This window comes from Burkholderia sp. IT-111MI5 (assembly GCF_949752865.1).
In the GTDB taxonomy this organism is placed as follows: Bacteria; Pseudomonadota; Gammaproteobacteria; order Burkholderiales; family Burkholderiaceae; genus Burkholderia; species Burkholderia pyrrocinia_C.
Map to the genome: position 1 here is coordinate 22,742 of NZ_CATKIF010000003.1, position 21,673 is coordinate 44,414.

The 21,673-nt window shown below is 67.7% G+C and carries 20 protein-coding genes; 8 read left to right on the forward strand and 12 right to left on the reverse strand.

What is annotated here, in order from left to right; translation table 11 throughout:
* Positions 1 to 4: 4 nt before the first annotated feature.
* Positions 5 to 625 (reverse strand): dTMP kinase, encoded by a 621-nt coding sequence (gene tmk / locus ACM6JT_RS02105; RefSeq protein WP_034181217.1) that lies wholly within the window; start codon positions 623 to 625, stop codon positions 5 to 7.
* The gene (mltG, locus tag ACM6JT_RS02110; protein WP_414855909.1) at positions 625 to 1,644 is read right to left on the reverse strand and encodes an endolytic transglycosylase MltG; all 1,020 of its coding nucleotides are present in this window, start codon (positions 1,642 to 1,644) and stop codon (positions 625 to 627) included. Before mltG ends, tmk begins: the two co-directional genes overlap by 1 nt.
* A gap of 77 nt (positions 1,645 to 1,721) precedes the next feature.
* On the opposite strand from mltG, the gene ACM6JT_RS02115 reads away from it, so the two are divergent.
* Together ACM6JT_RS02115 and ACM6JT_RS02120 are read left to right on the forward strand one after the other, a co-directional pair.
* Positions 1,722 to 2,756: a YgfZ/GcvT domain-containing protein gene (locus ACM6JT_RS02115; protein ID WP_034181215.1), complete on the forward strand. Its 1,035-nt coding sequence runs from the start codon at positions 1,722 to 1,724 to the stop codon at positions 2,754 to 2,756.
* Positions 2,757 to 2,832: 76 nt separating this feature from the next.
* The gene (locus ACM6JT_RS02120) at positions 2,833 to 3,684 is read left to right on the forward strand and encodes an NRDE family protein (RefSeq protein ID WP_034181214.1); all 852 of its coding nucleotides are present in this window, start codon (positions 2,833 to 2,835) and stop codon (positions 3,682 to 3,684) included.
* A 16-nt stretch (positions 3,685 to 3,700) separates the two neighbouring features.
* On the opposite strand, the gene ACM6JT_RS02125 is transcribed toward ACM6JT_RS02120, so the two are convergent.
* The 4 genes from ACM6JT_RS02125 to ACM6JT_RS02140 all read right to left on the reverse strand — a co-directional run bounded on the left by ACM6JT_RS02125 (position 3,701) and on the right by ACM6JT_RS02140 (position 6,134).
* On the reverse strand, positions 3,701 to 4,141 hold the full coding sequence (locus ACM6JT_RS02125; RefSeq protein ID WP_034181394.1) for a GNAT family N-acetyltransferase: 441 nt from the start codon (positions 4,139 to 4,141) through the stop codon (positions 3,701 to 3,703).
* A gap of 43 nt (positions 4,142 to 4,184) precedes the next feature.
* A complete protein-coding gene (locus tag ACM6JT_RS02130) occupies positions 4,185 to 5,144 on the reverse strand; it encodes an alpha/beta hydrolase (RefSeq protein ID WP_131946165.1) in 960 nt (319 codons plus the stop codon).
* Positions 5,145 to 5,343: 199 nt separating this feature from the next.
* Positions 5,344 to 5,823 carry a PaaI family thioesterase gene (locus ACM6JT_RS02135; protein ID WP_034181212.1) on the reverse strand — a complete coding sequence of 160 codons (480 nt, stop codon included), beginning with the start codon at positions 5,821 to 5,823 and terminating at the stop codon, positions 5,344 to 5,346.
* Positions 5,820 to 6,134, reverse strand: a complete 315-nt coding sequence (locus ACM6JT_RS02140) for a Dabb family protein (protein WP_034181211.1) — start codon at positions 6,132 to 6,134, stop codon at positions 5,820 to 5,822. The genes ACM6JT_RS02135 and ACM6JT_RS02140 overlap by 4 nt, the downstream gene beginning before the upstream one ends.
* Before the next feature lie 952 nt (positions 6,135 to 7,086).
* Between ACM6JT_RS02140 and ACM6JT_RS02145 the strand changes: the two genes are divergently transcribed.
* Entirely contained in the window at positions 7,087 to 9,228 is a 2,142-nt protein-coding gene (locus ACM6JT_RS02145; RefSeq protein ID WP_217589467.1) for a hypothetical protein, read from the forward strand.
* A 159-nt stretch (positions 9,229 to 9,387) separates the two neighbouring features.
* Here the strand turns inward: ACM6JT_RS02145 and ACM6JT_RS02150 are convergent, their stop codons facing one another.
* From ACM6JT_RS02150 to ACM6JT_RS02170, 5 genes are all read right to left on the reverse strand, one after another.
* Positions 9,388 to 10,788, reverse strand: coding sequence for a GGDEF domain-containing protein (locus ACM6JT_RS02150; RefSeq protein WP_034181209.1), 1,401 nt, complete (start codon positions 10,786 to 10,788; stop codon positions 9,388 to 9,390).
* Between the two features lie 265 nt (positions 10,789 to 11,053).
* On the reverse strand, positions 11,054 to 12,232 hold the full coding sequence (locus tag ACM6JT_RS02155; protein WP_034181208.1) for an acetyl-CoA C-acyltransferase: 1,179 nt from the start codon (positions 12,230 to 12,232) through the stop codon (positions 11,054 to 11,056).
* 50 nt (positions 12,233 to 12,282) lie between these two features.
* Positions 12,283 to 12,915, reverse strand: a complete 633-nt coding sequence (gene pncA / locus ACM6JT_RS02160; protein WP_243564647.1) for a bifunctional nicotinamidase/pyrazinamidase — start codon at positions 12,913 to 12,915, stop codon at positions 12,283 to 12,285.
* Positions 12,916 to 13,046: 131 nt separating this feature from the next.
* The gene (locus ACM6JT_RS02165) at positions 13,047 to 15,131 is read right to left on the reverse strand and encodes a 3-hydroxyacyl-CoA dehydrogenase NAD-binding domain-containing protein (RefSeq protein ID WP_414855910.1); all 2,085 of its coding nucleotides are present in this window, start codon (positions 15,129 to 15,131) and stop codon (positions 13,047 to 13,049) included.
* A gap of 193 nt (positions 15,132 to 15,324) precedes the next feature.
* Positions 15,325 to 16,968: a 3-(methylthio)propionyl-CoA ligase gene (locus ACM6JT_RS02170; RefSeq protein WP_131948631.1), complete on the reverse strand. Its 1,644-nt coding sequence runs from the start codon at positions 16,966 to 16,968 to the stop codon at positions 15,325 to 15,327.
* Positions 16,969 to 17,123: 155 nt separating this feature from the next.
* Between ACM6JT_RS02170 and ACM6JT_RS02175 the strand changes: the two genes are divergently transcribed.
* The 5 genes from ACM6JT_RS02175 (at position 17,124) to ACM6JT_RS02195 (ending at position 20,957) form a co-directional block, all read left to right on the forward strand.
* A complete protein-coding gene (locus tag ACM6JT_RS02175) occupies positions 17,124 to 18,692 on the forward strand; it encodes a protein adenylyltransferase SelO (RefSeq protein ID WP_131948632.1) in 1,569 nt (522 codons plus the stop codon).
* Between the two features lie 46 nt (positions 18,693 to 18,738).
* The gene (msrB, locus tag ACM6JT_RS02180; RefSeq protein ID WP_414855911.1) at positions 18,739 to 19,170 is read left to right on the forward strand and encodes a peptide-methionine (R)-S-oxide reductase MsrB; all 432 of its coding nucleotides are present in this window, start codon (positions 18,739 to 18,741) and stop codon (positions 19,168 to 19,170) included.
* A 145-nt stretch (positions 19,171 to 19,315) separates the two neighbouring features.
* Positions 19,316 to 19,846: a septation protein A gene (locus ACM6JT_RS02185; protein ID WP_034181202.1), complete on the forward strand. Its 531-nt coding sequence runs from the start codon at positions 19,316 to 19,318 to the stop codon at positions 19,844 to 19,846.
* Position 19,847: 1 nt separating this feature from the next.
* Complete coding sequence (locus tag ACM6JT_RS02190) at positions 19,848 to 20,156, forward strand: BolA family protein (protein ID WP_034181201.1); 309 nt, start codon at positions 19,848 to 19,850, stop codon at positions 20,154 to 20,156.
* A gap of 18 nt (positions 20,157 to 20,174) precedes the next feature.
* The gene (locus ACM6JT_RS02195) at positions 20,175 to 20,957 is read left to right on the forward strand and encodes a peptidylprolyl isomerase (protein WP_034181200.1); all 783 of its coding nucleotides are present in this window, start codon (positions 20,175 to 20,177) and stop codon (positions 20,955 to 20,957) included.
* 170 nt (positions 20,958 to 21,127) lie between these two features.
* Here ACM6JT_RS02195 and ACM6JT_RS02200 read toward each other — a convergent pair whose 3' ends face one another.
* Positions 21,128 to 21,673: a GNAT family N-acetyltransferase gene (locus tag ACM6JT_RS02200; protein WP_414855912.1), complete on the reverse strand. Its 546-nt coding sequence runs from the start codon at positions 21,671 to 21,673 to the stop codon at positions 21,128 to 21,130.

Genomic DNA, 21,673 nt, shown 5'->3' on the forward strand with positions numbered 1-21,673 from the left:
CGGGTTACAGCGCGGCGAGCACGCGTTCGAGCTGCCGGCGGATCTCGGGAATCGACTGCGTCGCGTCGACGATCGCGAAGCGGTGCGGCGCCTCTTCCGCGCGCCGCAGGTATTCGCCGCGCGTGCGCGTGAAGAACGCATCGGACTCGCTTTCGAACTTGTCGGGCATGCGCGCCGCGCCGCGGCGCTCGCTCGCGACCTGCGGCGCGACGTCGAACAGCACCGTGAGGTCGGGCTGAAAACCGCCCTGCACCCAGCGCTCGAGCGTCTCGAGCTTGTCGCGCGGCAGCCCGCGGCCGCCGCCCTGGTACGCGAACGTCGCATCGGTGAAGCGATCGGACACGACCCAGTCGCCGCGCGCGAGCGCCGGCTCGATCACGAGCGCAAGATGCTCGCGGCGCGCGGCGAACATCAGCAGCGCTTCCGTCTCGAGATCCATCGGCTGGTTCAGCAGGATCTCGCGCAGTTTCTCGCCGAGCTGCGTGCCGCCCGGCTCGCGGGTAACGACGACCTGCCGGCCGGCCGCGGCCAGCTTGCCCTGGAGGCGTTCGCAGAACCATTGGAGGTGGGTGGTCTTCCCCGCCCCGTCGATGCCTTCGAACGTGATGAATTTACCGCTCGCCATTATTGACCTCGTATGTACTTGTCCACGGCCTTGTTGTGGTCGCCGAGCGTATCCGAGAACACGCTCGTGCCGTCGCCCTTCGCGACGAAATAGAGCGCGCTCGTCTGCGCCGGATTGATCGCCGCCTGCAGTGCGGCGACGCCCGGCAGCGCGATCGGCGTCGGCGGCAGGCCGCGTCGCGTGTAGGTATTGTAAGGAGTGTCGGCCTGCAGGTCGCGCTTGCGCAAGCGGCCGTCGTACGCGTCGCCGAGCCCGTAGATCACCGACGGATCGGTCTGCAGCGGCATGCCGATGCGCAGCCGGTTCGCGAACACGGCCGCGACGAACGCGCGGTCGGCCGCGTGGCCCGTTTCCTTCTCGACGATCGATGCGATCGTCAGCATTTCGTAAGGCGACTTGTACGGCAGCCCCGGCGTGCGCGCGGCCCAGGCCTCGTCGAGACGCGTCTGCATCAGGTGGTACGCGCGCCGGTAGATGTTCAGGTCGCTCGTGCCCTTGTCGAACAGGTAGGTATCCGGGAAGAACAGCCCTTCGCCGCTGCCGCGCTGCACGGTGCTGTCCGACGCGCCGATCGCGCGCAGCAGCTCGGCGTCGCTCATGCCGGCCGTGGTGTGCACAAGATCGGGGTTGCCGTCGAGTTCCGCGCGCATCCGCTTGAAGGTCCAGCCTTCGATCACCGTCGCGACGTATTCGTTCACGTCGCCGCGCGCGATCTTCTGCAGGACTTCGTAAGGCGTGATGCCCGTCTTGAATTCGTAGTTGCCGGACTTGAGCCGGCTCGACAGCCCGAGCACGCGCGTCATCGCGACGAAACCGAACGGCTCGACCGGCACGCCGCCGCGCTTGAGCTGCAGCGCGACGCTCTTCACGCTGCTGCGCGGCTTGATCGTGACGTCGAGCGATGCCGAACCCAGCAGCAGCGGCCGGGTCGCCCAGTAATATCCGCCGCCCGCGCCGGCAGCGGCCACAACGACGGCCAGCGCCGCGATCGTCGCGGCGCATTTCTTCAGTAGGGACATGGAAACGTGACTCAGGTAAGACCCATATAATACTTGCTCGCCTCCGTCAAAGTCAGGGTTGACTGTTCCCTCATTCCATGAGCTCACCGTTCGCTTCACCGGCTGCCCAGGCCGCATCCGCCTCGCTCCCCGTATTCCCCCGCCCGTCCGCCGCCGATTTCGATGCGCCGGGCGCCTGCATGCCGCTGCCGCAGTTCGGCGTGATCGACGTGGCCGGCGACGACGCCGCGACGTTCCTGCACAGCCAGCTGACCAACGACATCGAGCATCTCGATGCCGCGAGCGCGCGGCTGTCCGGCTATTGCTCGCCGAAGGGGCGCCTTCTCGGGTCGTTCCTCGCGTGGCGTGCCGGCCACGACGTGCGCCTGCTGGTGTCGAAGGACGTGCAGCCCGCCGTGCAGAAGCGGCTGTCGATGTTCGTGCTGCGCGCGAAGGCGAAGCTCACCGATGCGAGCGACGCGCTCGCGGTGGTCGGCTTCGCGGGCGACGTGCGCGACGCGCTGGCGGGCATCTTCGATGCGCTGCCGGACGGCGTGCACGTGAAGGTCGACGGGCCGGCCGGCACACTGATTCGCGTGCCCGATGCGGCCGGCCGCAAACGCTATCTGTGGATCGGCCCGCGCGCGGAAGTCGATGCACGCATCGCCGCGCTCGCCGGCACGCTGCCGGTCGTGTCGCCGGCCGTGTGGGACTGGCTCGACATTCGCGCGGGCGAGCCGCGCATCACGCAGCCGGCCGTCGAACAGTTCGTGCCGCAGATGGTCAACTTCGACGTGATCGGCGCCGTCAACTTCCGCAAGGGGTGCTACCCGGGCCAGGAAGTCGTCGCGCGCAGCCAGTACCGCGGCACCATCAAGCGCCGCACCGCGCTCGCGCATGTCGCCGGCGAGACCGATACCGTGCATGCCGGCGTCGAGCTGTTCCACAGCGACGATCCCGGCCAGCCATGCGGGATGATCGTCAACGCGGCGGCCGCGCCCGCGGGCGGCGTCGACGCGCTCGTCGAGATCAAGCTCGCCGCGCTCGACAACGGCACCGTGCACGTCGGCTCGGCCGACGGCCCGGCGCTCGCGTTCGACGCGCTCCCGTACGCGTGGCCGACGGAAGCGTGACGCACTGACAACCCGTTCGGGCGCCGGCTCGCGAGTCGCAGCCGGCGCCCGATGTTTCCTGCGAGAGATTCGCCCGATGTGTCTGATTGCCTTCGACTGGCAGCCTGATGCCGCCGCCGGTCCCGTCTTTACCCTCACCGCCAACCGCGACGAGTTCTTTCGCCGCACGAGCGCGCCGCTCACCTGGTGGGAGGACGTACCGGGCGTGCTGGCCGGCCGCGACCTCGAAGCCGGCGGCACGTGGCTCGGCATAACGCGCGACGGCCGCTTCGCGGCGCTGACGAACTACCGCGCGCCGTTCGACATCCGCGCGGGCGCGCCCACCCGCGGCAAGCTCGTGTCCGATTTCCTCCGCGGCCCGTCCGTCGCGCCGCTCGACTATCTCGGGCAGCTTGCCGAGCATGCGGCCGTATACAACGGCTTCAACCTGCTCGTCGGCGACTGGAAGCGGCGCGAACTCGCGTGGTTCTGCAACCGTGCGCCCGACGGCGAAAGCAGTGTCGCCGCGCCCGTCGCGATCGCGCCGGGCGTGCATGCGCTGTCGAATGCGCGGCTCGATACGCCCTGGCCGAAAGTGGTGCGCAAGCGCGCGGAGCTCGGCACGCTGCTCACCGACAATCCGACCCCGTCGCTCGACGAACTGATCGATCTGATGCGCGACCCGCATGTCGCGGACGACGACGCGCTACCGCACACGGGCATTCCGATCGAGCGCGAGCGCGCGCTGTCGGCCGCGTTCATCGAAACGCCCGAGTACGGCACGCGCGGCACGACCGCGCTGCGCGTCACGATGAAGGAAGGCGTGCGGCTGACGGTCGAGATCAAGGAGCGCTGCGACGACGACGGTTCGCACCGCACCGTCCGCCCGGGTGCGTTCGAGCGCGCATTCACGTTCGACGTCGACGTCGGCGCAACGCGGTCGCGCTGAACGCGCATTCCCCGCGCTACGGCGCGCGCGCCATCTCGACGTGCGGCACGCCGGCTTCGACGAACGGTTCGCCGACCGCCGCGAAGCCGTGCCGCACATAGAACGACACTGCCGAATCCTGCGCGTAGAGCCGCACGACGGCTTCGCCGCGGCGCCGTGCGCCATCGAGCAGCGCGTTCAGCACAGCCGACCCGACGCCCTGCCCGCGCGCGTCGGCCAGCACGGCGACGCGGCCGATCGTGCCGGACGGCAGCAGCCTCCCCGTCGCGACCGCGCGGCGTATTCCCGTCGCCGCGTCGATCCGGTACGCGACCGCATGGAGCGATAGCGGATCGTCGTCGTCGAGCTCCCATTCCGGCGGAATCTGCTGCTCGCGCACGAATACCGCGTCGCGAATCCGCGCCGCGTCGCCGCCCAGTACCGTCCAGTCGCCCGTTTCCACTACGCCGTCCGTCATCGCAGCCCTCCATGCGGCGCACGCGCCGTCGAACACCCGCCCGTCAAACGTCGTCGAATGCGGCCTTCAGCGCCGCGACCGCATCGGCATGCGCGGCCCGCACCTCGGGCACGTAGCCGCCCATCTTGAAGAATTCGTGGATCATCCCCGGATAGCAGACCAGCGTAACCGCGTTGCCGGCCGCGCGCAGCTTGTCCGCGTACGCGGCGCCCTCGTCGCTCAGCGGATCGTATTCGGCCGTCGCGATCCAGGCCGGCGCAACGCCCGCGAACGACGGCGCGTCGCGCGTGCCGTCGAGCGGCGCGAAGCGCCAGTCGTCGCGGTCGGCCGGATCGCGCACGTACTGCGTGAAGAACCACTGGATCGTGTCCTGCGACAGCAGATAGCCGTTCGCGAGCCGCGCGTGCGAGTCGGTGTCCTGGTAGCCCGTCACGCCCGGATAGATCAGCATTTGAAGCGCCAGGCGAATGCCCGCGTCGCGCGCGAGCACCGCGCAGACGGTTGCGAGCGTGCCGCCCGCGCTGTCGCCGCCGACCGCCAGCCGCGCGGCGTCGATGCCGAACGCGGCAGCCTCGCGATGCAGCCAGCGCAACGTGTCGTCGGCATCGTTCACCGCGGTCGGAAACCGGTGCTCGGGCGCGAGCCGGTAGCCGACCGACAGCACCGCGCATTGCGCGTCGTGCGCGAACATCCGGCACAGCGCATCGTGCGTGTCGACGCTGCCGACCGTGAAGCCGCCGCCGTGGTAGTAGACGAGCGCGGGCTGCGGCTCCGCAAGGCTCGGCTCGACCGGCAGGTACAGCCGCGCGCCGATCGTGCGGCCGTCGCGCGTCGGCACGACGCATTCCTCGACCGAATGCATCGGCGCCGGCGCGACGTCGAGGATCGGCGCGCTCTTCTCGTACGCGGCGCGCGCCTGCTGCGCCGTCTGGTGGTGATAGGACGGACGTTTCGCGCGCTCGATCATGTCGAGCACCTGGGCGATCTTCGGATTCAGCGGCATCGGTAAGGACGGCGCCTGCGCGGCGCCGTGAACGGACAAGCGTCACATGATGCCACGCCCGCGTCAGGCCGGCGCCATGCGCGCCGCGTGTCGAAATACCGGCCCTTCGGTGTCCTGTGAAGCGCGTCCTTCACGCAATCTCGCACCGCAAAACAAAACGGCCCTGCCTGTGAAGAGGCAGGGCCGTGCGTCCGGGCGCTTACGCGTCGCTCGGGCCGGGCTGCGCGTCCGGCGCCGTGCGCGAGCGTTGCCGCTTGATGTCGCGGCCCACCGCGAGCCGCCGCATGTACTTGAACGTACCGAGCGCCTTCGCGACGAAGTTGCCGTCGCTGTCGCGCACTTCGCCTTCGCAGTAAGCCATCGTCGTCGAACGATGCATCACGCGCCCGTACGCGCGCAATTCGCCGCGCCCTGGCTGCATGAAGTTCACCTTCATCTCGACCGTGACGACGCCGACGCCGTCGTCGGTCAGGCTGCGCGCCGCCATCGCGAGCGCGATGTCCGCGAGCGTCATCGTCACGCCGCCGTGCGCGATGCCCCACGTGTTCATGTGCCGCTCTTCGAGCGGCAGCACGATCTCGCTCGCGCCGTCCTTCGCGGACACGAGCTGCACGCCGAGCAGGTCGACGAACGGGCTTTCGATCGACGGGCCGTCCGTCGGGGATGCCGCGTCGCTCATCGTGCGCTGTCGACGACGTAGTCGACGCACTCGCGCGATTCGGCCACCGCGACGACGAATTTCTTCACTTCAAGGTGAACCGGGTGCACCTGGTAGGCGTCGAGCGCGGCCTTGTCCGCGAAATCGGACACGAGCACGATGTCGGAGGTCGCGTCGAGGCCCGGCGTCGCCACGCCGACGTCGATCTGCAGGATGCCCGGCACGAGGTCGCGGCAGCCTTCGAGCTTTTCCTTCAGCTTCAGCGCGTTCTGCGCGCGCGTCGCGCCTTCCGCGGTTTCCTTCAACTTCCACATCACGATATGTCTGATCACTTCGTTCGCTCCTGTCGTTCGTTAGGGTTCACGATGCGGGCGCGGCTCGCATCGCGGCGGCCAGTCGTCTGCCCGCCTCGCTTGCACACGATCGCGGGCAACCGGGAAAAAAGCGCGTATCGAATCGGCTGTCGTCCGACCTTTCCGGCGACGATACGCACTTTTTCACCGCGTCGACACTCGACGGCGCGATCCGCGCAAACGGCGGCAAGCACCAAGCCTACCAAACTTGACGCCTCCGATGGAACGATCGCACGGTTCGCGGCCCGAACCGGTGCCGATCACTTGACGGCCGACCACGGGGCCGGTTATCCGGATCGCGCTTCTGAGCCGGGAACGGAGTCCGTCTTCCGCTGAATCGCAGGAATGCGGATTGCTCGGGCTTCGCGCGCTTCGTCTTCCGCGCCTTCCGGCATTGCCCGACAACAGCCGGCACAACCGCGACGATTCAATTCCTGTTCGGCATCAATCGCCGGATTGAAACGTCATTGCCAATTGTTTCACTACCGCATATCCGCATTCCATTATTCATTTTCATTAAATCGCATATTTTACCGACTCAACGAGTAATAATTGCGATCGCCTTTTCAATCGAATACCGGAAAACCACGAAAACATTATTGACTTCGACTTTCCCGTAAATTTAGAATCCCCTACGACGGCTTACGCTTCATTTTCTCCCGCCGCACACGAGTCGCCATTCGCTCGCGCGAAGGCTACCCCTGAGCCTTTTCCCATGCCGCGCCGGGGCGACGCCCTTTGCCATTTCCGTTTTCGGCACTGATCGGTCATTCGCTTATTTGCCGCGCAATTCGCTTGTCGCAGAAGCACCGCATCTCGATTAATTCCAGGCATTCGCCCCGAATGCCCGCAGCTCTGAACGAAACGGACAGAAGATCCGTTCACTCGACCATTCCGATAAAAATCGCCAGTCACCAGGAGGGACATCAACATGCATCGCCTTGCGAAGTCGCTGTGTCTCGGGTTCGTCTGCGCCGGCCTGCTCGCGGCCTGCAACGACGACGACGTCCGGTCGAGCGACGCACCGTCGCACAACGCCGCGCTGTCGTTCCGCATGGACACCGGCGGCCAGATCAATGCGTTCTACCGGCAGGACAAGGTCGCTGCGCACCTGCTGGCGCGCTCGTCGACGAAACCGCGCCTGCTCGTGGTCTTCCCCGCCGGCAACAGCGGCACGGGGCTGTGGTTCGACGACACCGCGCAGCCGGTGAACTGGAGCCTCGACACGCCGCCGTCCGCGCTGTCGGCCCCCGACACGCACGGCCGCCCGCTGTACGGGATCGGCGCCGACGTGTCGGTGGACACCGACACGCTGACGATCCGCCAGGGCGTGCTCAGCAACGTGCGCTTCCTGCGCGACTTCAACGGCGGCGCAACGATTCCGCAGCAGATCGTCACGGCGCCGACGATCCAGGGCAGCGCAGCGCAATGGCAACGCGACCGGATCGACGGCGCGCCCGGCTATGCGCTGCGCATCACGCTGCGCGATGGCGGCAGCATTGCGCCGGCAGCGGGCGGCAAGCTCGTGCTGCGCGCACCGGCGGGCGCGCACACGCTGAAGCTGCATGTCGACGCGCTGTCGGGCGAGACGCCGCTGTCGCCGATCACGCGCGCCGATTTGCTCGCGCCGTCCGTGAACCCCGATCCGGTCAGCCAGAACGTGCTCGAATTCCTGAGCTTCCACGACAAGCTGCTGGCCGGCTCGTGGCAGTACGACACGTACTTCGGCCGCGACACGCTGATCTCGGTCCGCATGCTGATGCCCGTGCTCGAACCCGCGGCGATCGAGGCCGGGCTGTCGTCGGTGCTGGGCCGCCTGTCGGCCGACGGCAAGGTCGCGCACGAGGAAGGCATCGGCGAATTCGCGCTGGTCGACAACCAGAAGAACGGAAGGCCGAACGATCCGACGCCGACCTACGACTACAAGATGATCGACAGCGACTACCTGCTCGCGCCGATCGCGGCCGCGTGGCTGATCGACGATACGCGCGGCCAGGCCCGCGCGGCCGCCTATCTGGCGCAGCGCGGCAGCGACGGGCAGACCAACGGCAGCCGCCTGGTCGTCAACCTGCTGCACGTCGCGACGACCGCGCAGCCGTTCGCGCAGCAGCCGTCGGTCGCGAACCTGATCCACCTGCGATCCGGCGAGATCGTCGGCAACTGGCGCGACAGCACCGACGGGCTGGGCGGCGGCGTCTACCCGTACGACGTGAACGCGGTGCTCGTGCCCGCCGCGTTGCGCGCGGCGAATGCGTTCCTCGCGCGCGGCCTGCTCGATCCGTACCTGGATGCCGCGCAGCGCGCGACGCTCGCCAACACGGCGAACCAGGCCGCCACGTGGGAAATGCAGGCGCCGCCGCTGTTCCAGGTCAGCGTGCCGGCCGCGCAGGCAGCCACCGACGTGTCGGCCTATGCGCCGTCCGCCGGCGTGCCGGCCGGCGCCGCGCCGAGCGCACCGTTGTCGTTCTACGCGCTGTCGCTCGATCAGCAGGGCAACCCGGTTCCGGTGATGAATTCCGACGGCGGCTTCGCACTGCTGTTCGGCACGCCGCCGGACGACGAACTCCAGCGGATCGTAACCGACGTCACGCGGCCGTTCCCGACCGGGCTCGTGACCGATGCCGGCATGCTGATCGCGAACCCGGCGTATGCGAACCAGTCGCTGTGGCCGAAGTTCACGAGCTCCGCGTATCACGGCACGGTGATCTGGTCGTGGCAGCAGGCGATGTGGGTGGCCGGGCTCGACCGCCAGCTCGCGCGCCAGGACCTGTCGGCCGCGACACGCACGTTGCTCGCGCAGGCGCGGCAGACGATCTGGCAAGTGATCTCGAACGGGCGCGACATGCGCACGTCGGAGATGTGGACGTGGTCCTACGTGAACGGCCAGTACCGGACCGATGCGTTCGGCACGCGCAGCGCCGACGCGACCGAAGCCAACGCGGCGCAGCTCTGGAGTACGACGTATCTCGCGATCCGCGATCCGCAGCAGCGCGCGGGCAAGTACTGGTGGCAGGCGTCGCAGCGGATGCAGGAGGTGCAGCCGAAAAACGCAGCGGTCGTGGCATCGCGCTAGCGCATTGCCCATCGCGCGCCAACCGAGCATGCCGAAGCCCCGGGGTGTTCCCGCCCCCAGGGCTTCGGCAGGGGCTGCATCGATCATCGCTTCGGCACAACCGCGTTGCCGAACGCACCGCACTCGCTCAACGACGCCGGCGTGCCGCTCGAACCCGCGTTACCGCGACACGACCCGGTTCCGCCCTTCCCGCTTCGCCTGGTACAGCCGCTCGTCGACCACCCGCAGCAGCGCATCGACCGTACTGCCGTCGACCCCGTATTGCGCGACGCCGACGCTGACCGTCACCTGCACGCGCTTGAAGTCCAGCCCGAACGGCGAACTCGCGATCGACGAGCGCACGCGCTCGGCCGTCATCCGCGCGCCCTCGAGCGGCATCTCCGGCAGCAGCGCCATGAACTCCTCGCCGCCGACCCGCGCGAGCCCGCCCGCCGGGCGGATCGCCTCGAGGCACTGGCGTACGACGCCGCGCAGCACCTCGTCGCCGATCTGGTGCCCGTACGCATCGTTGATGTTCTTGAAATTGTCGAGATCGAGCGCGAGCAGGCAAAACGGCGTGCCGTCGCGCTCGGCCCGCACCATCTCGCGCTCGACCTGCGCGATGAACTGCCGGCGGTTCGACGCGCCCGTCATCGGATCGGTCGCGGCCATGTACTCGAGCTTCTGGTTCGTGCGCCGCAGTTCCTGCAGCGCGCTCTCGGCGCGCGCCATCGACTCCGACAGCCGGCTCATCAGGTCTTCCTGGCTGTAGATCGCCGAGAACGAGCGCGTCGTCTGCAGCGCCTGCACGACGCCGTAGCTGAGCAGGAAGAAGCCGCCCGCGAAGATCGCGTGCGCGAGCCACCACATGTGATTCCACGGCTTGCCGAGAATGAATGCGAGCGACGACAGCGCGAACGCCATGATCGACACGCCGTAGATCACCATCAGCGGCGAGCGGATCCGCCGCGCGAGCAGCACGCCGACGTTCAGCAGCGAGAACACGAGCGCGCCGCCCTCCATCGACAGCCGCGTGCCCAGCGCGCCCGCGACCGGCGAATACGCGATGTACGCAACGGCCACGTTGACGATCACGAAGAACACGATCCACGGCAGCCATGTCCGCACGCTCGTGCGCTTCTCGATGCGATCGGGCGGACGCGAATAGGACATCAGGCCCGTGAGCAGCAGGATCGACATCACGAGCCGCGACGCGGGCCCGTACAGCAGGAACAGCCAGATATTGTGGTGCGCCATCCCGGTAAACGCACCGTGCAGCGAATAGATCATCGCGAAGCCGAGAAAGCCGAGCGTCAGCCAGCGCAGCAGCGGCTCGCCGGACGACCGGTAGCACACCCACGTCACGTAGGTGACGAACGCGCCCTCGAGGGTCGCCGCCGCAATCGCGATTTCATGGAACGCGTGGCTCTCGAACACGACGTGCGGGTCGCTGAAGAACCACAGATAGGCGATCAGATAGGCAGGCAGCAACGCGAATCCGACCAGCAGGCATTTCGCGTAGAGCCTCGCGGCCGCGCTGACGACGCGCGGCGGTTCCCCGGCTGCATAGGTCGTACTCATTCGGTCCCCGGTCGGTCTGCTGCGTTGGTTCAAGCTTCGCGGCACGTATCGCGCGACGTACGATCCGGCCCATCGTGCCGAAAGGCAAATGTCAGAGCAAGTATAGGTGGGGCAATTCGTTTGACAAGTAAGGGGAAACGGCATTGCCGGGAGCACGCTTTTTGCCTCCCGGTCGTTTCGAATGGCAATCCTGCCGCGCCGATTCGCGTCGCATCGCGGCCGCCGGCCTCGCCGAAGCGAAACCGCGGCCGCCACCAGCCAAAAATCAGATGATTTCGAACAGGCCGGCCGCGCCCTGCCCGCCGCCGATGCACATCGTGACAACCACGTATTTCACGCCGCGGCGCTTGCCTTCGATCAGCGCATGGCCCGTCAGGCGGGCGCCCGACACGCCGTACGGATGGCCGACGGCGATCGCGCCGCCGTTCACGTTCAGGCGATCCTCGGGAATCCCGAGCGTGTCGCGGCAGTACAGCACCTGCACCGCGAATGCCTCGTTCAGTTCCCACAGGCCGATGTCGTCGACCTTCAGCCCCGTCTGCTTCAGCAGCTTGGGCACCGCGAACACGGGGCCGATGCCCATCTCGTCCGGCTCGCAGCCGGCCACCGCGAAGCCGCGGAACACGCCCAGCGGCTGCAGCCCTTCGCGCTGCGCCACATCGGCGCTCATCACGACGCACGCCGACGCGCCATCCGAGAACTGGCTCGCATTGCCGGCGGTGATCACGCCGCCCGGCACGGCCGAACGAATTTTCGACACCCCTTCGAGCGTCGTGTCGGGACGGATGCCTTCGTCGGCCGATACGGTCACTTCCTTCGTGAACAGGCGGCCCGTCGCCTTGTCGGCGATACCCGCGAGCACGGTGATCGGCACGATCTCGTCGCGGAAGAGACCGGCTTCCTGGGCGGCCGCGGCCCGCAGTTGCGACTGCACGCCGTACTCGTCCTGCCGCTCCTTCGAGATTCCGTAGCGCTTCGCGACGTTCTCGGCCGTCTGCAGCATGTTCCAGTAGATCTCGGGCTTGTGCTCGACCAGCCAGCCCTCCTGGACCATGTGCCGGTTCATCTCGTTCTGCACGCACGAGATCGATTCGACGCCGCCCGCGACATACACGTCGCCTTCGCCCGCGATGATCCGCTGCGCGGCCAGCGCGATGGTCTGCAACCCCGACGAGCAGAAACGGTTCACCGTCATCCCCGGCACGGTCACCGGCAGCCCCGCGCGCAGCGCGATCTGCCGCGCGATGTTCGCGCCGGTCGCGCCTTCGGGGTTCGCGCAGCCCATGATCACGTCCTCGACGCGCGCGGGGTCGAGCTTCGCGCGTTCGAGCGCGGCCGCGACCACGTGGCCGCCGAGCGTCGCGCCGTGCGTCATGTTGAAGGCGCCGCGCCAGGATTTCGCGAGCGGCGTGCGTGCGGTCGATACGATTACGGCTTCGGTCATGCGAGTCTCCTTCGGTCCTGCTTCATGTCCTGATTCGGATGGGGAATGCGCTACGCCGCCGGGCGCGCGCCCGCGGACGTCACATGTGCGACGCCCGCTGCCTGCATCTGCTGCCATGCGTGCGCGAGCGACCCGTTCAGGTCGATCGCGCGGCACGCATCGTTGATCACCGCGGCTTCGAAACCGGCCGCGCGCGCATCGAGCGCCGACCACGCGACGCAATAGTCGGTCGCGAGCCCGCAGCACCACACGCGCTTTGCGCCGAGTTCGCGCAGATAGCCCGCGAGCCCAGTGCGGGTCGTGCGGTCGGCCTCGACGAACGCGGAATAGCTGTCGATCTGCGCGTCGCCGCCCTTGCGGATCACGAGCCGCGCCTGCGGGATGTCGAGGTCGCGATGCAGCGCCGCGCCGTCGGTGTCCTGCACGCAGTGTACGGGCCACAGCACCTGCTCGCCGTACGGCAGCGCGAGCGTCGAGAACGGCTCGCGACCCGCGTGGTTCGCCGCGAACGACACGTGCTCGCGCGGGTGCCAGTCCTGCGTCAGCACGACCTGGTCGAAGCGTCGCGCAAGCGCGTTGATCACCGGCACGACCGCGTCGCCGTCCGGCACCGCGAGCGCGCCGCCCGGCATGAAGTCGTATTGCACGTCGATCACGAGCAGTACGTCGTCGGTGCGTTTCATTGCGTTTCTCCGTGTGTCGACCAGAGTTAGCGCTTTAGCGCTTACTCTGGTCCCATGCCTTGCGCGGTCGATCAGAGCTGGCGCGTCGGCGCTTGCTCTGATCCCGTGTCCTTCGCGCCGCCGCGCGCGCGTCAGCCGTTGAACCCGCGGCCGGCCTTCGCAAGCTCGGCGATCGACGGCGCGAGCTGCCACGCGTCGCCGTTCGGCGCGGCCGCGTAGCGGCGAATCGCGCGCTCGACGTTGTAGAGGCCGACCGTGTCCGCGTACAGCATCGGGCCGCCGCGCCACAGCGGGAAGCCATAGCCGGTCAGGTAGACCATGTCGATGTCGGACGCCTTCGACGCGATCTTCTCTTCGAGGATCTTCGCGCCTTCGTTGACGAGTGCGAACACCAGCCGCTCGACGATCTCGTCGTCGCCGATCTTGCGCCGCTCGACGCCGCGCTCCTTCGAATACGCGACGACCATCTCGTCGACCAGCGACGACGGCTTCGCCTTGCGATCGCCCGGCACGTAGTCGTACCAGCCGGCGCCCGTCTTCTGGCCGAAGCGGCCCTGCTCACACAGGCGGTCGGCGATCTTCGAGTACTGCAGATCGGGCTTCTCGACGTAACGACGCTTGCGGATCGCCCAGCCGATGTCGTTGCCGGCGAGGTCGCTCATCCGGAACGGCCCCATCGCGAAACCGAACTTCTCGATCGCGCGATCCACCTGCGCGGGCAGCGCGCCTTCCTCGAGCATGAAGAGCGCCTGGCGGATGTACTGCTCGATCATCCGGTTGCCGATGAAGCCGTCGCACACGCCCGACACGACCGCCGTCTTGCGGATCTTCTTCGCGACGGCCATCACGGTCGCGAGCACGTCCTTCGCGGTCTGCGCGCCGCGCACGACCTCGAGCAGCTTCATCACGTTCGCCGGGCTGAAGAAGTGCATGCCGACGACGTCCTGCGGACGCTTCGTGAACGCCGCGATCCTGTCGACGTCGAGCGTCGACGTGTTCGACGCGAGGATCGCGCCCGGCTTCGCGACTTCGTCGAGCTTCCCGAACACCTGCTCCTTCACGCCGAGTTCCTCGAACACGGCCTCGACGATCAGGTCCGCATCCTTCAAGTCGTCGTAGGACAGCGTCGGCGCGATCAGCGCCATGCGCGCGTCGAGCTTCTCCTGCGTGAGCTTGCCCTTCTTCACCTGCGCGTCGTAGTTCTTGCGGATCGTCGCGACGCCGCGCTCGAGCGCTTCCTGCTTGGTCTCGAGCAGCGTGACGGGCAGGCCCGCGTTGACGAAGTTCATCGCGATCCCGCCGCCCATCGTGCCCGCGCCGATCACGCCGACGCGGCGGATCTCGCGCAGCGGCGTATCGGCCGGCACATCGGGAATCTTGCTCGCCGCGCGTTCGCCGAAGAACGCATGGCGCAGCGCGCGGCTTTCCGGCGTCATCATCAGCGCGACGAAACCCTCGCGCTCGGCGACGCTACCCTTGTCGAACCCGTTCAGCACGCCGGCCTCGATCGCGTCGATGCACTTGTGCGGCGCGGGGAAGTTCGGCGCGGCGGCCCGCGCGGAATTGCGCGCGAACTGGATGAAACCCGCGGCGTTCTCGTGGACGATCTTGCGGTCGCGCACGCGCGGATGCGGCCCCTTCTGCGCACCGACCTTGCGCGCGAACGCGACGGCCGCGTCGAGCAGGTCGCCGTCGGCCATCTCGTCGAACAGCCCGCTCTTCGCGAGCTGCTCGGACGGCACGGGCGCGCCCGACACGATCATGTTCAGCGCGGTTTCGAGCCCGACCGCGCGCGGCAGGCGCTGCGTGCCGCCCGCGCCCGGCAGCAGGCCGAGCTTCACTTCGGGCAGCGCGACCTGCGCGCCGGGCGCCGCGACGCGGTAGTGCGCGCCGAGCGCGAGCTCGAGGCCGCCGCCCATCACGACGCTGTGCAGCGCCGCGATGACGGGTTTCGCGCTCGCCTCCACCGCACGGATCACGGTGTGCAGCGTCGGCTCCTGCAGCGCCTTCGGCGTATTGAATTCGGTGATATCGGCGCCGCCCGAGAATGCGCGGCCCGCGCCGGTCAGCACGATGGCCGTGACCGACGGGTCCTGCGCGGTGCGATCGAGCGCTTCCATGACGCCCTGGCGGGTCGACAGGCCGAGCCCGTTGACGGGCGGATTGTTGAGCGTGAGGACGGCCACGCCGTCGCGAGTCGAGTAATCCACTGCCATCTGCCTGCCTCCATGCATCGCGCGCCGGGGTGGCTGCGCTTCATTGTGCGCGGTCGAACAGCCGCATGTCCGGATCGAACGGAGGCAGCATACAACGGAAAAGCACGGTCGTTCAATTTGAATTTGTATCCCGATCGGGGGACGGATCGGGCGACCGGATCGCGGGCCGTCGCCGGCCCGGGCCTGCCTGGCCTTATGGCTCGCAAACCGCCGTCGGCAACACGTAGTCGCGGAATGTCTCGCGCAGCTTCAGCTTCTGCAGCTTGCCGGTCGCGGTGTGCGGCAGCGATTCGACGAACACGACGTCGTCGGGGATCCACCATTTCGCGACCTTGCCTTCGTAGAACGCGAGCAGCGCGTCGCGGCTCAGGTTCGCGCCTTCGCGCGGCACCACGACGAGCAGCGGACGCTCGGTCCATTTCGGGTGCGCGCATGCGATGCACGCGGCTTCGGCCACGCCCGGGTGCGCGATCGCGACGTTCTCGATGTCGATCGAGCTGATCCACTCGCCGCCCGACTTGATCACATCCTTGCTGCGGTCGGTGATCTGCAGGAAGCCGTCGGGGTCGATCGTCGCGACGTCGCCGGTCGGGAACCAGCCGTCCGACAGCGGCGACGTGTCGCCGCGGAAGTAGTGGTCGATCACCCACGGCCCGCGCACCTGCAGTTCGCCGAACGCGACGCCGTCCCACGGCAATTCATGGCCGTCCTCGCCGACGATGCGCATGTCGACGCCGCAGATCACGCGCCCCTGTTTCTCGAGCAGCCGGCGCTGCGCGTCGAGCGGACGCTGCGACTGCGCCCAGTTGAGCTTCGCGAGCGTGCCGAGCGGCGACAGTTCGGTCATCCCCCACGCATGAATCACGCGCACGCCGTATTCGTCCTCGAACGTGCGCAGCATCGCGGGCGGGCACGCGGAGCCGCCGATCACCGTGCGGTTCAGCGTCGAGAAGCGCACGCCGGCTTCGCGCATGTAGTTGAGCAGGCCGAGCCACACGGTCGGCACGCCCGCGGAGAACGTCACCCGCTCGGCTTCCATCAGCTCGTACAGCGATTTCCCGTCGAGATCCTTGCCGGGCAGCACCAGCTTGCCGCCGGTGAGCGGCACCGCGTACGGCAGCCCCCACGCATTGACGTGGAACATCGGCACGACGGGCAGCACCGCATCCATCGCGGACAGGTTCATCGCGTCGGGCAGCGCGGCGCCGTACGCGTGCAGCACCGTCGAGCGGTGCGAATACAGCACGCCTTTCGGATTGCCGGTCGTGCCCGACGTGTAGCAGAGCCCCGACGCCTGCTGCTCGTCGAGGCGCGGCCAGTCGTAGCGGCCGTCCTCCGCTTCGACGAGCGTTTCGTAGCAGAGCAACGGCGTTGCGCAGGACGGCAGGTGCGCGGCGTCCGTCATCGCGACCCAGCCCTTCACGTGCGGACACTGCGGCGCGATCGCGTCGACCAGCGGCGCGAAATTGATGTCGAACAGCACGTAGCGGTCTTCCGCGTGATTGACGATGTACGCGATCTGCTCGGGGAAGAGGCGCGGGTTGATCGTGTGGCATACGGCGCCCATCCCGCCGATCCCGTAATACGCCTCCAGATGCCGGTAGCCGTTCCACGCCAGCGTGCCGACGCGGTCGCCGGTTTCGACGCCGAGCCGCGCGAGTGCCTGCGCGAGCCGCTTCGCGCGGTGTTCGCAATCGCGGTACGTGTAGCGATGCACATCGCCCTCGATGCGCTTCGACACGATCTCGGTGTCGCCCGCGTGACGCGCGGCATGCGCGATCAGCGAGGACACCAGCAACGGCATGTCCATCATCTGGCCCAGCAACGGCTTACCCATCGTCTTGTTCTCCCAGAAGGACGCGAATCGGTGACCAGCCTCGAACCGGCGCGCGCCCGTCAGCGGCCCGGACGGGCGCGGCGCACGGTGCGCGGGCCGCCATGCGGGCGGCGCGGCGCCGCCTTACAATATCGGCTTACCCAGAGGCGCTCAACATGTCGTTTTCCCGAAGCGCAGCCGATCCGGCTGACACCTTGCCCGACCTCGCCGCCACGCTCGGCGCACCCGCCGAAGGCGCGTTCGTCCAGCTCGGCGACGCGTTTCATACGCGGCTGCCGGCCGCGCCGCTTGCCGCGCCGTACGTCGTCGGCTTTTCCGACGAAGTCGCGCAACTGCTCGACCTGCCGACGTCGCTCGCCGCGCAGCCCGGCTTTGCCGAACTGTTCGCCGGCAACCCGACGCGCGACTGGCCCGCAACCGCGATGCCGTACGCATCGGTATATTCCGGCCACCAGTTCGGCGTGTGGGCCGGCCAGCTCGGCGACGGCCGCGCGCTGACGATCGGCGAGCGCACCGGCACCGATGGCCGCCGCTACGAACTGCAACTGAAAGGCAGCGGCCGCACGCCGTACTCGCGGATGGGCGACGGCCGCGCGGTGCTGCGCTCGTCGATCCGCGAATTCCTGTGCTCGGAAGCGATGCATCACCTCGGCATCCCGACCACGCGCGCGCTGACGGTGATCGGCTCCGACCAGCCGGTGGTGCGCGAGGAGATCGAGACGTCGGCCGTCGTCACGCGCGTGTCGGAAAGCTTCGTGCGCTTCGGCCACTTCGAGCACTTCTTCTCGAACGATCGCCCCGACCTGCTGCGCCAGCTCGCCGATCACGTGATCGACCGCTTCTATCCGGATTGCCGCGACGCGGACGATCCATACCTCGCGCTGCTCGAAGCCGCGACGCTGCGCACGGCCGACCTCGTCGCGCAGTGGCAGGCCGTCGGCTTCTGCCACGGCGTGATGAACACCGACAACATGTCGATCCTCGGCGTGACGATCGACTACGGCCCGTTCGGCTTCGTCGACGCGTTCGACGCGAACCATATCTGCAACCACTCCGATAACAGCGGCCGCTACGCATACCGGATGCAGCCGCGCATCGCGCACTGGAACTGCTATTGCCTTGCGCAGGCGCTGCTGCCGCTGATCGGGCTGCAGCACGGCATCGCCGATGACGATGCGCGCGCCGAGCGCGCGGTGGACGACGCGCAGGCCGTGCTCGCGAAATTTCCGGAACGCTTCGGCCCAGCGCTCGAACGCGCGATGCGCGCGAAGCTCGGCCTCGAACTTGAACGCGAAAACGATGCCGAACTCGCGAACAAGCTGCTCGAGACGATGCATGCGAGCCATGCGGATTTCACGCTGACGTTCCGCCGGCTCGCGCAATTGTCGAAGCACGACGCGAGCCGCGACGCGCCCGTGCGCGACCTGTTCATCGACCGCGACGCATTCGACGCCTGGGCGAACCTCTACCGCGCGCGGCTGTCGGAGGAAACGCGCGACGACGCGGCACGTGCGGCCGCGATGAATCGCGTGAACCCGAAATACGTGTTGCGCAACCATCTGGCCGAAGTCGCGATCCGGCGCGCGAAGGAAAAGGATTTTTCGGAGATCGAGCGGCTCGCGCAGATCCTGCGCCGGCCGTTCGACGAACAACCGGAGCATGAAGCATACGCGGCGTTGCCGCCGGACTGGGCCGGGTCGCTCGAAGTGAGCTGCTCGTCCTGAAGCCCCCAACCCGCGCGTATCGACCGACCGATCAGGAGAACCCCATATGTCCCGCGATTCCGACGACAAGACCTTCCCGTACGAGAAGGACGACGCCGAGCTGCGCCGCCGGCTCACGCCGATGCAGTACGAGGTCACGCAGCATGCGGCGACCGAGCGCGCCTTCACCGGCGAATACACCGACACCGAGGACGCCGGCATCTACAAATGCGTCGTCTGCAGCACGCCGCTGTTCGAATCCGGTTCCAAGTTCCATTCTGGCTGCGGCTGGCCCAGCTACTTCAAGCCGCTCGACGGCGAGGTGATCGACGAGAAGGTCGACTACTCGCACGGCATGGTGCGCGTCGAGGTCCGCTGCAACCATTGCGGCGCGCATCTCGGGCACGTCTTCGAGGACGGCCCGCGCGACAAGACCGGTTTGCGGTACTGCATCAATTCGGCTGCGTTAAACTTCGAGTCCCGACCCGAAAACGAATGAGCGGCGCCGGGCGGATCGGCGGGGCGACCTTCGCCCGGGCAACCTGCTCTCGGGCTGGCCGCCCCGATCCGCGACGGCGGTGCCTGGCGGGTCCCTACAACGGTGAAAGGCCGCGCACGCGGCGTTTCACGCAGCTGCGAGCGCCATGAAATTCCTGTTCGATCTGTTTCCGATCATCCTGTTTTTTGTCGCCTTCAAGGTCTGGGGCATCTTCACCGCCACCGCCGTCGCGATCGTCGCGACGCTGGCCCAGGTCGCATGGGTCGCCTTCCGGCACCGGAAGGTCGACACGATGCTGTGGGTCAGCCTCGGCGTGATCGTCGTCTTCGGCGGCGCCACCCTCGTCCTGCATGACGAGAAATTCATTCAATGGAAACCGACTGTGCTGTACTGGCTGTTTGCGGTCGGGCTGCTTGCCGCGCGCTATGCGTTCGGCAACAACCTGATCGAGAAGATGATGGGCAAGCAGCTCACGCTGCCGCACCCCGTGTGGGACAAGCTGAACGTCGCATGGGCGCTGTTCTTCGCGGTGCTCGGCGTCGCGAACCTGTATGTGGTGCACAACTTCACCGAATCGCAATGGGTGAACTTCAAGCTGTTCGGCACGACGGGCGCGATGGTCGTGTTCATCATCCTGCAGAGCCTGTGGCTCACGAAATACCTGAAGGACGAATGACATGACGGACGCCTTTCTCCACGCGTCGCCCGAAGAACGCATCGCGCTGATCGAGGCGCGCCTCACCGCGTCGCTCGCACCCGTGTCGCTCGCCGTGCGCGACGACAGCGCGCAGCACGCGGGCCACGCCGGCGCGGCCTCGGGCGGCCACTACACGGTCACGATCGTGTCGGCCGCATTCGCGGGCAAGCCGCGCGTCGCACGGCACCGGCTGGTGTATGATGCGCTCGCTGATGCGATGCAGCGCGGCATTCACGCGCTCGCGATCGTGGCTTACACGCCCGAAGAATTCAACGAATCTTCAATCTAGTCTCATTAGGAATTCCCGATGATCCTCAAATCCCCTCGCCTGTGGGTCGCGGCGGCTGCATTCGCAGCGGCACCGGCATTCGCCCAGAACATCGCCGTGGTGAACGGCACGCCGATTCCGAAGTCGCGCGCCGACGCGATGGTCGCGCAGCTCGTCCAGCAAGGCCAGACCGACAGCCCGCAACTGCAGCAGGCCGTGCGCCAGGAACTCGTGAACCGCGAAATCCTGATGCAGGAAGCGATCCGCGAAGGCATCCCGAACCGTCCGGACGTTAAGGCGCAGGTCGCCGTCGCGCAGCAGACCGTCGTGCTGCGTTCGATGATCGAGAGCTTCCTGAAGAAGAACCAGCCGACCGACGCCGAAGTGAAGGCGCGCTACGACGAACTCGTCAAGGGCGCAGGCGGCAATCGCGAATATCACCTGCACCACATCCTCGTCGACAACGAGCAGCAGGCCAAGGACCTGATCGCGAAGATCAAGGCCGGCGCGAAATTCGAGGATCTCGCGAAGCAATACTCGAAGGATCCGGGCTCGGGCAAGAACGGCGGCGACCTCGACTGGTCCGACCCGAAGGCATACGTGCCGGAATTCTCGGCGGCCGCGCAGAAGCTGCAGAAAGGCCAGATGACCGACGCGCCGGTGAAGACGCAGTTCGGCTGGCACATCATCCGCGTCGACGACATTCGCGACATCGCGCCGCCGCCGTTCGACCAGGTGAAGGCGCAGATCGCGCAACAGCTCGTGCAGCAGAAGCTGCAGGCGTTCGAGGAAGGTCTGCGCCAGCAGGCAAAGATCCAGTAACGCAGGCGCTCGTCTCCGCGCATCGAAAAGCCGCTCTTCGGAGCGGCTTTTTCATTTGGCGCGCCGGAGCGCATGCATCGTGAGGTTTCGGCAGTCAGTCGACGCGCGATAAAAAGGCCGCTCCGAAGAGCGGCCTCTCGTGCCGGACATCACCCGCGCCGCAGCGTTCGCTACGCGGGATGGAACGCGTCGTGATAGCGCACTTCACCCGACGGCAGCGGCGCCGCTGCGTCGAACGACAATGCGAGGAAATACTCGGGCGGCACGCCGGGAAACACGATGCGGCCGGACGGCTCGAACCCGAAGCGCGCGTAATACGCGGGATCGCCGAGCACGACGCAGCCGCGCGCGCCGAGCCGGCGCAACGCGTCGAGCCCCGCGCGCACGAGCCCCGCGCCGATGCTCTGCCGCTGGCAGTCGGGCAGCACCGCGAGCGGCGCAAGCCCGTACCACTGCTGTCGATCCGCCGGCTCAGCACCGATCGCGACCGGCGAGAACGCGACGTGGCCGATGATGCGGCCGTCGCGCTCCGCGACGAGCGACACGCTCAGTGCGCCGCCCGCGCGCAGCGCGTCGACGATCCGCCGCTCGAACTGCCCGCCCTGCGGTTCGCCCGCGAACGCCGCGACGATCACGCGACCGATCGCGTCGGCCTCGCTCGCGCGCTCGTCGCGCAGCGTGACGACCTCGACCGGCGCGTTCGGGGCGAACCTCAT